Annotated in this window: 12 protein-coding genes and 1 pseudogene; 7 read left to right on the top strand and 6 right to left on the bottom strand. The window is 59.7% G+C overall.

Going from position 1 to position 12,221, the window contains the following annotated elements:
• Window positions 1-3 precede the first annotated feature (3 nt).
• Window positions 4-303, bottom strand: coding sequence for a thioredoxin domain-containing protein (locus AC2A1F_RS08825; protein ID WP_484208394.1), 300 nt, complete (start codon window positions 301-303; stop codon window positions 4-6).
• 290 nt (window positions 304-593) lie between these two features.
• On the opposite strand from AC2A1F_RS08825, the gene AC2A1F_RS08820 reads away from it, so the two are divergent.
• Window positions 594-3,143 carry a cation-translocating P-type ATPase gene (locus AC2A1F_RS08820; RefSeq protein WP_484208393.1) on the top strand — a complete coding sequence of 850 codons (2,550 nt, stop codon included), beginning with the start codon at window positions 594-596 and terminating at the stop codon, window positions 3,141-3,143.
• Between the two features lie 91 nt (window positions 3,144-3,234).
• Window positions 3,235-4,743 (top strand): succinyl-CoA:acetate CoA-transferase ScpC, encoded by a 1,509-nt coding sequence (gene scpC, locus AC2A1F_RS08815; RefSeq protein ID WP_484208392.1) that lies wholly within the window; start codon window positions 3,235-3,237, stop codon window positions 4,741-4,743.
• Window positions 4,744-4,751: 8 nt separating this feature from the next.
• Here the strand turns inward: scpC and AC2A1F_RS08810 are convergent, their stop codons facing one another.
• From AC2A1F_RS08810 to AC2A1F_RS08795, 4 genes are all read right to left on the bottom strand, one after another.
• Window positions 4,752-5,477 carry an alternative oxidase gene (locus tag AC2A1F_RS08810; RefSeq protein WP_484208391.1) on the bottom strand — a complete coding sequence of 242 codons (726 nt, stop codon included), beginning with the start codon at window positions 5,475-5,477 and terminating at the stop codon, window positions 4,752-4,754.
• 245 nt (window positions 5,478-5,722) lie between these two features.
• A complete protein-coding gene (locus tag AC2A1F_RS08805; protein ID WP_484208390.1) occupies window positions 5,723-6,187 on the bottom strand; it encodes a hypothetical protein in 465 nt (154 codons plus the stop codon).
• Window positions 6,180-6,485 carry a TehB-like domain-containing protein gene (locus AC2A1F_RS08800; RefSeq protein ID WP_484208389.1) on the bottom strand — a complete coding sequence of 102 codons (306 nt, stop codon included), beginning with the start codon at window positions 6,483-6,485 and terminating at the stop codon, window positions 6,180-6,182. Before AC2A1F_RS08800 ends, AC2A1F_RS08805 begins: the two co-directional genes overlap by 8 nt.
• Window positions 6,482-6,961, bottom strand: coding sequence for a group III truncated hemoglobin (locus tag AC2A1F_RS08795; RefSeq protein ID WP_484208388.1), 480 nt, complete (start codon window positions 6,959-6,961; stop codon window positions 6,482-6,484). The genes AC2A1F_RS08800 and AC2A1F_RS08795 overlap by 4 nt, the downstream gene beginning before the upstream one ends.
• Before the next feature lie 83 nt (window positions 6,962-7,044).
• Between AC2A1F_RS08795 and AC2A1F_RS08790 the strand changes: the two genes are divergently transcribed.
• On the top strand, window positions 7,045-7,485 hold the full coding sequence (locus tag AC2A1F_RS08790) for an RrF2 family transcriptional regulator (RefSeq protein WP_484208387.1): 441 nt from the start codon (window positions 7,045-7,047) through the stop codon (window positions 7,483-7,485).
• A gap of 67 nt (window positions 7,486-7,552) precedes the next feature.
• Here the strand turns inward: AC2A1F_RS08790 and AC2A1F_RS08785 are convergent, their stop codons facing one another.
• Window positions 7,553-7,693, bottom strand: coding sequence for a hypothetical protein (locus tag AC2A1F_RS08785; RefSeq protein ID WP_484208386.1), 141 nt, complete (start codon window positions 7,691-7,693; stop codon window positions 7,553-7,555).
• 682 nt (window positions 7,694-8,375) lie between these two features.
• Here AC2A1F_RS08785 and AC2A1F_RS08780 point away from each other — a divergent pair.
• From AC2A1F_RS08780 to AC2A1F_RS08765, 4 genes and pseudogenes are all read left to right on the top strand, one after another.
• Window positions 8,376-8,990 (top strand): annotated as a pseudogene (locus tag AC2A1F_RS08780) (integrase arm-type DNA-binding domain-containing protein); the annotation flags it as partial.
• Window positions 8,991-9,067: 77 nt separating this feature from the next.
• On the top strand, window positions 9,068-9,910 hold the full coding sequence (locus tag AC2A1F_RS08775; RefSeq protein WP_484208385.1) for a primase-helicase family protein: 843 nt from the start codon (window positions 9,068-9,070) through the stop codon (window positions 9,908-9,910).
• Window positions 9,911-10,408: 498 nt separating this feature from the next.
• Window positions 10,409-10,870: a hypothetical protein gene (locus AC2A1F_RS08770; RefSeq protein WP_484208384.1), complete on the top strand. Its 462-nt coding sequence runs from the start codon at window positions 10,409-10,411 to the stop codon at window positions 10,868-10,870.
• On the top strand, window positions 10,867-12,210 hold the full coding sequence (locus AC2A1F_RS08765; protein ID WP_484208383.1) for a terminase large subunit domain-containing protein: 1,344 nt from the start codon (window positions 10,867-10,869) through the stop codon (window positions 12,208-12,210). The genes AC2A1F_RS08770 and AC2A1F_RS08765 overlap by 4 nt, the downstream gene beginning before the upstream one ends.
• Window positions 12,211-12,221 lie beyond the last annotated feature (11 nt).

Here is a 12,221-nt window from a genome sequence, read left to right as displayed (position 1 = left end):
CGCTTATGCCTGAAGCCCTTGGGTAAGATTGTCTTGCTTGGCCAGTCGGCCTGCCTGAACCACTTTGTCTTCAATCATGATGCCTGAGGTTGATGCTGTGCCCGAGGTGGCGACCTTTGCATGATCGCTGATTTTTTTGATGGTGATTTCCAGTCCGAGCGTGCTGGCTCCAGCGTTCCCCACCTTTTCGCCACCGTCAGACAGCTTGCGACCCGTGCCGAGCACATCATTGATTTTCATGGTGTTATCTTTCCACATGACATTGAAAGGTTGCACACAAAGTCCACGGCGTGGATCGTGCATCTGATGCAATCTCGGCGATGAACCACTACCAGACCTCCCCAGCACTTGAAACAATCGGCGTTTCCGCTGTTTCTGTGCTCTGACCGGTCTACACAACGCCAGTTGCACAACGTGCCATACGAAAGGCAGTTTCAAGCGTTACACCTGTTATCACTGCCATGAGCGTCAGTGCGCGCAAATATGTGCCGAGCATCTGGAAAAAGGTATCAGGAACATCGACAACTGCAGCTCCTGCCATCGCAGCGCTTCTGAATATGATGACGGCCAAGGCTTAGGCGGCGGGTGTGGTGATGATTGATGTCCATAGCCGCACCGGCCTTAGTGCAGAGGCGGCACAGGCCAAGCTGGCAGCGGACGGTCCGAACGAATTGCCACGCGTGGGTCGGCGTTCGGTATGGCGCATTGCATTGGAGGTGGTGCGCGAGCCTATGCTGGCGTTGTTGCTGGTGGGCGGCATAGCTTATCTGCTGTTGGGTGATCTGGCCGAAGCGCTGATTCTGCTCGGCTTTGCCAGCTTTTCGATCATCGTTACCGTGGTGCAGGAAACGCGCACCGAACATGTGCTTGAAGCCTTGCGCGATTTGTCGGCCCCGCGCGCATTGGTGATCCGCGGTGGGTCGCATGTGCGCATTGCTGGCCGCGAGGTGGTTTGTGATGACCTGCTGGTGCTTGAACAGGGTGACCGGATCGCAGCCGATGCGCTGTTGATCGAAGCGACCGAGCTTGAGGCTGATGAATCGCTGTTGACGGGTGAATCGCTGCCAGTGGGCAAAGTGGCGTCTGCTGTCGAAACTGTGGATGAGGCTGCGCGTCCGGGCGGGGAGGGGTTACCTTACGTTTTTTCCGGTGCCCTGATAACCCGCGGCACCGGCATTGCGCGTGTTGTGGCCACGGGTCCGCGCAGCGAGATTGGCAAGATCGGACAATCGCTGGCGGCCCTTGATACCGAAGCCCCGCGTCTGCGGACCGAGACGATGCGGATTGTGCGCTGGTGTGCGATTGGCGGCGGTGCGGTCGCTTTAACCGTTGTGCTTTTATACGGCTTGTTGCGCGGTGGCTGGATCGAAGCCATCCTGGCAGGCATCGCTATCGGCATGTCGATGTTGCCCGAGGAGTTTCCGGTTGTCCTGACCGTGTTCCTTGCCATGGGCGCCTGGCGAATTGGCAAAGTGGGTGTGCTGACGCGGCGTGCATCAGCGATCGAAACGCTGGGTTCGGCAACCGTGCTGTGCACGGACAAAACAGGCACTCTGACCGAAAACCGGATGTCGCTAAGCAAAATATGGCTGCCTTCTGGCGAGACGTTCGAAATGGCAGCGGGCGTCGCTGTGCCCGATGCATTCCAGCCGCTTATCCAGACAGCGGCCCTTGCCAGCGCACCCGATCCCACTGATCCGATGGACATTGCGCTCCACGCAGCACGCGGGGCGGTGCCATCACCGGAATCGCCACAGGGCAGGCTGGTCCATGCCTATGGCCTTAGTCCCGATCTGTTGGCGATGTCGAACGTGTGGGAGATGGACGGCGCTTTGCAGATTGCGGCCAAGGGTGCGCCGGAGGCAATCGCAGAGTTGTGCAAACTGGAGCCTGCAGCATTCGCTGCAATGCGCGCCGCGGTCGATGCGATGGCGGTGCGCGGCATTCGCGTGCTGGCGGTTGCAAGAGCTGTTGCTAATGACCGGAACTGGCCGGATACCCAAACCGGCTTTGCCTATGAATTGGCAGGGTTGGTCGGTCTAGCTGATCCCTTGCGCGCCAGCGTGCTTGCAGCAGTGGCAGAGTGCCGTAGCGCTGGCATTCGGGTGGTGATGATAACCGGCGACTATGCTGCGACTGCGCGTTCTATCGCGACACAGGCAGGCATTGCCGAGGGAGACGTGCTGACTGGCGCAGACCTTGGCGGGCTTGATGATGACCGGTTGGCAGAGCGGCTGAAGACAGTCACGGTGTTCGCGCGGATCATGCCAGAACAGAAGCTGCGCATCGTCCAGGCGTTCAAGGCCGATGGCGAGGTTGTGGCGATGACAGGTGACGGCGTAAATGATGCGCCCTCGCTGAAAGCTGCGCACATCGGCATCGCTATGGGCAAGCGCGGCACCGACGTTTCGCGTGAGGCATCGGCGATGGTGCTGCTAGATGATGACTTCGGCTCAATTGTCCAGTCCGTGCGGTTGGGGCGGCGCATTTACGATAACATTCGCAAAGCGATGGCGTTTATTTTTGCGGTGCATGTGCCGATTGCGGGATTGGCGCTGCTGCCGTTGTTCTTCGGGTTGCCCATCCTGTTCGGGCCGATCCATATCGCTTTGCTGGAAATGGTCATCGATCCGGTTTGCGCATTGGTGTTCGAAGCCGAAAGCGATGAACGCGACATCATGCAGCGAAGTCCGCGTGATCCATCACAAGCGCTGTTTTCTTTGCCGATGATCGCATGGAGCGTATTTCAGGGCGGGCTTGCGTTTGCGATGCTGGCCGCCGTGTTCTTCTTCAAGACAAGGGCTGGCATGCCCGAAGTTGAACTGCGTGCGCTCATGTTCTTTGCCCTGATTGCGCAGATCGTCGCACTGATTCTGATCAACCGCTCATTCAGCGCGTCGCTGACCAAAGCGGTTATCCGGCGCAACGTTGCTTTGCGCTATGTTTTGGCCGCGATTGGTGCGGTGACCGCACTGATCCTGTTGCTGCCACAAGCGCAAGAGTTGCTGAAATTCGGATCGATCGATTGGGACGATATGGTGATGGCGCTGGGCCTCGGAGTGGGTCTGCTGGTGTTGCTGGAAGCTTGCAAACCCGTCATGCGCCGGATGTCTGTCAGCGCGGAACATATGCAAAAGGCTTAGGGTGTGGTTGGCGATCGGTGCTAATCAAATATATGATAAATCATCACTTCGCCAAAATTCCCCGCCAACTTCCAAATCGATTGAGAGAAAAATGGGTCGGATTTTGTGTGAGAGTTTGCGCAAGCACATCATGGGTGCTGATGAGGCTGCAACGCTGATTGCACCGGGAAGCACTATTGGCTTGAGCGGCTTTACCGGGTCGGGTTACCCCAAACTGGTGCCGATGGCGTTGGCTGCACGGATCGAGGCAGAGCACGCTGCGGGCAGGCCCTTTCAGGTGAGAGTCTGGACCGGTGCTTCAACCGGCCCGGAACTGGATGGCGCGCTGGCAAAAGCCAACGGCATCGAATTTCGCCTGCCGTACAATTCCGATCCAATCGCCCGTGAAAAGATCAATCGCGGCGAAATGGATTATTTCGACATGCATTTGAGCCAGGTCGCACCGATGGCTTGGCAGGGTTTTCTTGGACCGCTTGATACGGCAGTTGTTGAAGTGTCCGGCATCCGCGCCGATGGCTCTTTGATTCCGTCGTCATCCATCGGCAACAACAAGACATGGCTGGACCGCGCCGATCAGATCATCCTTGAGGTCAACCGATGGCAGAACCCTGCGTTGGAGGGGATGCACGACATCTATTACGGCACGGCCCTGCCGCCAAACCGCGTGCCCATTCCTTTGGTCCGTCCTGATGACCGGATTGGTGAAGCCTATTTTCGCGTAGACCCTGCCAAGATCGTTGCCATCGTCGAGACCGAAGCGCCGGATCGCAATCTGCCATTTGCCGCGCCCGATGGGGCCGCGCATGCAATTGCGGGCCACCTGATTGAATTCTTTCGCCACGAGGTTGGCAAAGGCCGGTTGCCGCCCTCGCTATTGCCGCTGCAATCGGGCGTCGGTAACATTGCCAATGCTGTCTTGACCGGTCTTGTCACCTCTCCGTTCGAGGCGATGACATCCTATACCGAGGTTATTCAGGACGGGATGCTGGACCTGCTCGATTCCGGCAAATTGCGCATGGCCTCTGCCACAGCATTTTCGCTGAGTCCCGAAGCAGCGGCGCGGCTGAATGCGGATTTGGGTGCTTACCGCAATCGCATGATCCTGCGCCCGCAAGAGATCAGCAATCATCCCGAGCTCATCCGGCGGCTTGGCTGTCTGGCCATGAACGGGCTGATTGAGGCTGACATCTATGGCAACGTCAATTCGACGCATATCATGGGTTCGCGGATTCAGAACGGCATTGGCGGCTCGGGCGATTTTGCGCGCAACGCCTATGTCTCGATCTTCATGACGCCCTCTACCGCGAAAGGGGGCAAGATTTCCGCCATCGTCCCGCAGGCCAGCCACGTCGATCACATATCGCAAGACGTGCAGGTGCTCGTCACGGAACAAGGCTTGGCCGATTTGCGCGGCCTAAGCCCCAAGCAGCGCGCAGCCGTGATTATCGAGAATTGCGCGCATCCCGATTACCGCCCCGCATTGGCCGACTATTATCGCCGTGCGCGGGGCGGGTCGTACGGGCAACAAACACCAACTTTGCCGGGCGAGGCGTTATCTTGGCATCAGCGCTTTATAGAAACCGGCACGATGCAATTCTAAACGCCACTTTATGCGTTCATCCGTATTTCATCGGCATGCTCTGGGTAGGGCGCTGTCATGCGTGGATTGGCTGGTTGTCCACCAAGCTTGTTGGCAAAGCCGTGATTGACATCGCGGTGATGCGCTTCATCGGCCTGAACCAGCAAAACAACATCGCGCAGGGTCGCATTGTCTGCCATTTTCCAATAATGCTTTGCAATGGCCGGAGCCGGAACATTTGGTGAGCGGCCTTCGTCAATTTCCTGCAGATACAGCGCATAACTGATCACGGCCTCTTCCTCGAAATACCCGACAACGCGATGCGCCGTGCGTGAAGAAACAAGATAGAGCACCGAAAACAGCGCCAGAAAGATCCATTGTACCGTCAGGATGACCAGTCGTTCGAACAGCGTGGGTTTTGCTATTTCGATGAAAGTCATCAGGTGCATGCGCTCATTCTCCGCCTCTTCCATCAAGGTGCGGATCCAGCCTTCATCGTCCTTCATGCTGCGCAAGCTGGTCAGATGCGTGAACATCGCCCCCACCATGCCCGGCACGGCAGCAACCGTTTCCAGAACGATGGCGCGATGGCCGTAGCGCTTGGCGAAAAATGTATCGGCGGTAAAACGAAGAAGCTTCGTGAAGCCCAGTGCAAACCGATCCGAAAAGCCATGGGGTGTATGATGAATGACGGGCTGGGCGGCACGTTCATCGGCCAATCCTTGCCGATCTGGAGTCAGGATGGTGTTAACCATGGTCGGTCCTTTCAGGACACTTGGGGAACCCGTCCAAACAAAGGCGGACGATGCTCTAAATCTTTGGAAAAAGAAGCCAGAACGGTATTGTTGTCTGGCGTTTTCGCGCGCGGAAGCAGTGCCGCGATGTCAAATGCTACTTGGTGCGAATACTAGTATTTACAAGGCGGTATGTTGGCTTTGCGCTCAACCGAGAGTAAATTGCCTGCACCAATTTTCACCGCGCCCAGTTGAAGTGTCATCAATCAAAACAGACCGTGGCTTCCGCCAACCGCACCGATCAGCGTGATTACCGCCAGCATAAGCAGGATGCGATGAACATGCTCCATGCGCTTGAAATCGGTTTGGGGTGTGATGGATGTTGCCATCCGGCGGTGCAGAAACAGCGGTTCCATGACGAACAGCATCAGCATGAAGATTGCCCACAGCCCCGCCATTGCGTGCATCCACCAGAATTGCGGATCGGCAAAGCGGCCCCACATGTCTGCCCGGTGAACCATCCAGAATCCGCTGGCCCCTGCGAGCAGAACCCAAAGCTTGGCCTGCGCGGCAAACAGACCTTCAATCGCATGGAATTTGCCCAACCATTCAGACGCGCGTTCATGGCGCCGGATGGTGGGCATGATCACCAGAGTCACAAACCCCACGCCGCCGATCCAGAACAGCACCGCCACCACGTGGACAATGCGCGCGATAGTAATGTCATCCATCAATATGCTCGTGCGCAGCGTTATCGTCGAGGTCTGGACGCGACCTGTAAAATTCCACCTGCATCGACATTTTGCCAAGTGGCACCACGTAATGCGTTTCCATCGGCGCAATGGGCGCAGGCCTATCCGGCGTGACCAGAACTTCGCGGCGTGGATCAGTGAAAATCAGGTGCACTTCACCGGTAAAGACACGCAACAGCCCCCAGGTCCCGTCCTTCGTTCGGTGATCGTTGCGCAATGCGTCCGGTAAGCTTTGCTCATCGAACACGGCTGAGGATGCATAAGGTGTTTGGGTCATTGCATTATCCCCTTGACTGTCGGTTTAACCGACCGTGAGTGCAAAGCTGCCAAACCGCCGCGTTCCAGCAGCACGCCTGTCAGCAGACTGTCTGCAATCCGTTGGGCGGATGCACGAAACCTGTCAGCGACAGCCGGGTTTGAAACATGGAGTGCAACGGTTTCGTCCCAAAGTGCTAGCCAACGCACGAAATGGGTCTGGTCCAAGATGCCGAGTGCAATGTGTTTCTGCATCGGCCTGCCGGTGAAGCGACCGGATTCGATCATGATCGAGGCCCAGAAATCCTTCATGTGCGGCAGATGCTGCGACCAATCGGCCACGTGTTCGGCAAAGATCGGGCCTAGAAGATCGTCCGATTTTATGCGCGCATAGAACGCATCGACCAGGAGACTGATGAGGGCATCGTCTAGTCCGGCTTGGTTGGCCGCAGCGCGTTTCTGTGCGCGAACCGACGCGGCATGGGGTGTGGGCGTCATTGGCCTATCACTTTAATTAGGTATTTCATTTGCATCTTTTAACGCCGCTGGAACTTTAAAGCAATATATTATATGCATCTTTAATGAGATTATCGCTCCACACCGATTACGCCTTGCGTACGCTGATGTATCTGGCGGCTCACGATGGCCAGCGGTCTATCGGCGAGATTGCTCGGGCTTATGGAATATCAAAAAACCATCTGATGAAAGTCGCCCAGCGCTTGGTGGCCGAGGGCTTTGTGGCGGCCGCGCGCGGACGCGCAGGCGGTCTGCAGCTCGCGCTGCCTGCCGATCAGATCAATGTCGGTCAGGTTGCTCGTAGGCTTGAGGAAACCGGCAGTTTCGTAGAGTGCTTTGATCCGCAAACCAATTCGTGCGTCATCACGCCCGCTTGCCAATTGCGCCACGTGCTGTCCGGCGGGGTCGAAGCTTTCTTCCGTCACCTGGATCGCTTCACGCTGGCCAACTTAATGAAAGAGACGGCCTCTTTCGGTAAACTTCTTATCGATGGCGTGCAGGAATAGCTGTGCCTGCTTTCGCTATCAGTAGGCTCCGGTCCGTCATGGTCGGTTTCTTGAGCGTATGGGCATCTCAGATATCCAAGCTGTTTTGCAACTGCACAGGCAACAGAGCGTACGGTTCATCCTGGATTTTATCACGGTAGCAGGCCGTGATCTGCGGTTTTGGCGCTTTCAGTCCCGCCGCAACATCCCAGCCATCCTGCTTCGGCATCACAATCTCTTTCTGTGTCCACCTTTCGATCAGATCTTTTCAATGACCGGAATTTGGGGGCAGAGATAACAGAATAGCCCTGGCTGGTCTTGATGATGACGATCACCGTCACCAGTATCCCGGAGGGGTTCCAGCCAAGCGATTGTGCGGTTGTCAGTGGCATGTTGCGGCTAGCGGGACCACCCCGCTCGACAGTCGCCTAGCCCAGGGATCAGCGGCTTAACGAGTGGTTGGTTCTGCGGAGGAGCGAGCGATCCGCCTACCGGTGCCTATGCCGAAGTAGCTCACTCGGGCCGAAAGGCTTGAGATCGGCGATCGATACGATCAGTCTAAGCTGAACTTGGGAGATCGCCTGACTGGCCCTGAGTTGGTTTCGCATTGGTGACAATGTGGTGACAACGGCGAGCGATTGGAGCTTTGTCACCAAGGCCTCGCGAGCTACGCGAGGTGCAATTGATTAGTTTTCTTGGGAAAACTGGAGCGGGCGAAGGGATTCGAACCCTCGACCCCAACCTTGGCAAGGTTGTGCTGAGCAGGCCCACCCGGTTCCCACTGGAAACTTTCGTGACAGCGTAAGTGCTTGCCTTTGCTGCCAATACTGGGCACGGTTCGTTCCTGCTGGTTCCGGGGAAGCCCCTGCATATCTGCTCCCCCGGTGCTCCCCCAGCTAGAGGAGGCCGGGATGGCACGAGGACAGAAGAAGGCGTTTACCGAGGAAGGGGTGGCGAAGATGTCTGCCCCGCGCGGCACCCGCCGCGAGATTGGCGACGCGATCCAGCGCGGCCTTGTGCTTCGCATTGGCGAGACGGGCGTGAAGTCGTGGTCGGTGATTTACAAAGTTCCCGGTGAGCGCGGCGTCAGCCCCACGGGTAGGCCTCTCAAAGGATCACAGAAGCGCATCACCATCGGGCAGTTCCCCATGTTAGGCGTCGCGGAGGCCCGAAGCGAAGCCAGCCGGATCATCGGGCAGGCATTGACCGGGCGCGATCCCCGGCCCGAACGCCGCGACACCAATCTGTTACGCCATACCAACAGCGTCGAGGCCGTGTCGAAGCGCATGATCGAGCTGGCGAAGAAGCAAGTGGAGACATGGCCGCGCATGGAGCAGGTTTTGCGCGACTACGTCTGGCCCTCTCTGGGCACTCGCCCTATTGCGGACGTGACACAGGCGAACATCCACAAGCTGTTGGATGACCTTGTGGCGGACGACAAGCACGGCACCGCCCGCGAGGTCCGCAAGATGATGTCGCGGCTGATGAACTACGCGACCGAGAAATCTTTGATTGGGGCGTCGCCGATGGCGGGTATGACGCGCCGCGATCTCACCCTTCAACCCAGCGAGCGGGCGCTGACCGACGAGGAAATCAAGGCCGTGTGGGCGGCCACCGACGAGATGGGCTACAGGACAAGTGCATTGTGTTTGCGGACGAGGCTTTCTTCGCCGGCAACCGCCAGCATGCCGCCACGCTCAAGACGCTCATCACCGACGACGAGATTTTCATTCATCCCAAGGGCGTCGATGGGTTCATGGCGAAGAAGCTGTTTCGGCTCATCATCGCCAGCAACGACGAGCATGTCGTCCGGGCGGAAGGCGACGACCGGCGCTACCTCGTGCTGAACGTGGACGCGGGCGCGCACAACCAGAGCGGCACCTATTTCGGTGCCATCGTGGACGAATGGCGCGACGGCGGGCGTTCAGCACTGTTCCGGTGGCTGCGCGGGGCGTATTGGCGGAAGATGCTGGAAACTGGCGCATGGGACGTGCGCGACCGGCCCAAGACGGCAGCTTTGCAGGAACAGAAGAACCACAGCCTGCCCCCGGCGATGCGGTTGGTCCACAATATGCTGCGCGACGGCGAGGTGCCGGGCCTGCATGACACCAATGATAAGGCGGGGGCGGTGTTCGTCGCGACGCGGGCGCTGGCAGAGGCCGGGCGGCTCGGAGAGGAACACGAGCGGGCGCTCGGTGATGCCTTGCGCGTGCTGGCGGGCGACGGGGCTGTGAGCGTCCGCGAATACCTTGGCGCGGGTTACGCCAAGCGCCAGTGGCGGGGCTATTGGCTTCCCGATTTGGGGACGTGCCGGGCGCGTTGGGCTGCACATCTTGGGCGCACAATGGAATGGCCGGGGTCGGTGGCGACTTGGGGGCTGGAAGATCGTCCAAGCCGCTATGACGACGAGCCAGAGCTTCCGGGGCAGCATGGGCGTCGCGGTTAAGTCGAGCCGACTTAGCAACCCGGCTTGAGGAAAAGCGTGCGGGAACGGTGGCTTACGGGCGAATAAGTCGGGAAGCCGGGTAAGTCGGGGGTTGGCACTTGTTCGGGGGAAATGCCCAGAGAGGGGCAGTTGGTGGCTTGGCATAGCTGTTCGGTTGTTACTCTGTTCTTCCCGACTTACCCGACTTAACCGACTTAGAGAGAAGAAAGAGAAGAGAAACTAAGGGCTTAGGGCAAGTCGGTTCGGCAAGCCGGGTTGGCAGTCGGGCGGCGTAGCCGACTTAGGGAGTGCCACCTCCCTCTGGGCAAAACCTCTGCCATCCCGCCCCTCCCGCCCTAAAAAAGGGCCGCAAGGCGGGACGTGTCCCGGCCTCGTGCCCACTAAAAGGGGCCGTGCTCCCCGAGTGCTCCCCCGGCGGTGTCAGTCGCGCCAATTTCCCCCGCTTATTCAGCGAGTAACCCCCCGAGCGCCTGCCCCTACGAGGGGTAAGGTCGAGGCATGGAAGCTACCGCCCTCATCACGCGCACCGGTCGCGGCAAGACGGCCCCGATCACCGTCACCCCGGCGGGGCTGGCGGTGATCGAGGAAATGGCCGCGCTCGGCAACGACCAGCGCACCATTGCCAAGCGGCTCGGCATGGACCGCAAGACCATGACCGATATGCGCCGTCGCATCCCCGAGGTTGACGATGCGTTCGAGCGCGGCCTTGCCGCCTTGGGCGATGAGCTGACACACCTCCTGCTTGGGCAGGCCCGCAAGGGCAACGTCGTTGCGGCCATCTACCTCACCAAGGCCCGGCTCGGCTGGCGCGAGGGCGACGCGCCGGACGCCCGGCCCAACATCACCATCAACCTGCCCGACAGCCAGACGCCCGAAGCCTATCTTCGCGCGATCCGCGTGACCGAGCTGCCCGCCGTTCCCGACGCCCCGGCGCTCCCCTCTCCGGGCACCATGCGATGAGCGGCATTTCCCCCACGCCATATCAAGCGACCGTGCTGGCGGTGCCCGAGAAGTGGAACTTGCTGCTGGCGGGCGGGCGCGGCGGTGGCAAGTCCACGGCGGCGCTGCTGCTGGTGCTGCGCCACGTCGAGAAGCATGGTGAGCGCGCCCGGCCCCTTATCGTCCGCGAAACGCACAAGGCTGTGCAGGAGCTGGAAGAGCAACTCGACGCCCTGTTGTCCACGGCCTACGGGCGCAGCGTTCGCCACAACCGGGCGGACCACACTTTCCGCCTGCCCAATGGCGCGATCATCGAATGCGGCCAGCTCGACGGCCCGAACGCCTACAAGAAGTTCCAGGGCCGCAGCTTCACTTTGCTCGCTGTGGATGAGTTCGGCTTGCTCCGTGACCGGCGCTGGGTAGACATGCTCAAGTCCAACCTTCGGGCGGAAGAGGGGATGCCCTTGCGGGAGGTCCGCACGGCCAACCCCGGCGGGCCACTGCACGCCCTCATCCATCACAACTACATCGCCCGCGCCCTCGCATGGCACCCCTATGAGGTGGACGGGGAGACGTGGGTGAATTGCCCTTCCACGCTGATCGACAATCCCCACCTCGATCAGCACGACTATCGCCGCCGCCTCATGGCCGCTTGCGGCAACGACGAAGAGCTGATGCGGGCATGGCTCAGCGGTGACTGGAACATTGCGCGCGGCGCGTTCTTCGGCGGAACGCTGGACGAACGGACGCACATGCTGCCCGTCGCATGGCCCTATCCCAACCCCAAGCGCGGCTGGCGTCCCTTTCTCGCGATGGATTGGGGCAGCGCCGCGCCGTCCGTTACCTATGTTTGCCTCAAGGCCCCCGGCGATATTGGTCCGTTCCCCAAGGACAGCCTGATCCTGTTGGACGAGCTGGCGACCGTAGAGCCGAACGACCCGAACGTCGGCCTCGGCTGGCCGCCGGGCAAGCTCGCGGAAGCAGTGCTGGAAATGTGCGGGCGTTGGGGCGTCCCGGCTGAGGGCGTCGGAGACGACGCGCGCGGGCTGGAAGATACCTTGCTCAACGTGCTTGGTCGGCATGGCGTCCACCTCCAGCGCCCGCGCAAGGAGCGCGTGGCGGGATGGGCCGCGATGCGTGAAAGGCTGCACAACACCAAGGAACGCAATGGCCGTCCCGGCATGTGGATCACCGCCCGTTGCCGCTATTTTTGGCAGACCGTCCCGTTCATCGAACGCGACCCGTCACGCCCCGAAGATGTGCTGACGACCGGCCCCGACCACGCCGCCGACGCCGCCAGATATGCCGTGATGCACGCCGCCGTCCGCGTTGGATATGGCCGCGTGACCGGCTGGTATTGAGAAGGAGAAGC

The organism is Novosphingobium sp. HNCC26BN242, from assembly GCF_057180525.1.
Note: the sequence above shows the minus strand (reverse complement) of the source record. Positions and strands in the feature narration are given on the sequence as shown.

Coding starts and splice junctions, on each gene's coding strand:
- AC2A1F_RS08825 (WP_484208394.1), bottom strand. CDS start 303: ATGCACGATCCACGCCGTGGACTTTGTGTGCAACCTTTCAATGTCATG.
- AC2A1F_RS08820 (WP_484208393.1), top strand. CDS start 594: ATGATTGATGTCCATAGCCGCACCGGCCTTAGTGCAGAGGCGGCACAG.
- scpC (WP_484208392.1), top strand. CDS start 3,235: ATGGGTCGGATTTTGTGTGAGAGTTTGCGCAAGCACATCATGGGTGCT.
- AC2A1F_RS08810 (WP_484208391.1), bottom strand. CDS start 5,477: ATGGTTAACACCATCCTGACTCCAGATCGGCAAGGATTGGCCGATGAA.
- AC2A1F_RS08805 (WP_484208390.1), bottom strand. CDS start 6,187: ATGGATGACATTACTATCGCGCGCATTGTCCACGTGGTGGCGGTGCTG.
- AC2A1F_RS08800 (WP_484208389.1), bottom strand. CDS start 6,485: ATGACCCAAACACCTTATGCATCCTCAGCCGTGTTCGATGAGCAAAGC.
- AC2A1F_RS08795 (WP_484208388.1), bottom strand. CDS start 6,961: ATGACGCCCACACCCCATGCCGCGTCGGTTCGCGCACAGAAACGCGCT.
- AC2A1F_RS08790 (WP_484208387.1), top strand. CDS start 7,045: ATGAGATTATCGCTCCACACCGATTACGCCTTGCGTACGCTGATGTAT.
- AC2A1F_RS08785 (WP_484208386.1), bottom strand. CDS start 7,693: ATGCCGAAGCAGGATGGCTGGGATGTTGCGGCGGGACTGAAAGCGCCA.
- AC2A1F_RS08770 (WP_484208384.1), top strand. CDS start 10,409: ATGGAAGCTACCGCCCTCATCACGCGCACCGGTCGCGGCAAGACGGCC.
- AC2A1F_RS08765 (WP_484208383.1), top strand. CDS start 10,867: ATGAGCGGCATTTCCCCCACGCCATATCAAGCGACCGTGCTGGCGGTG.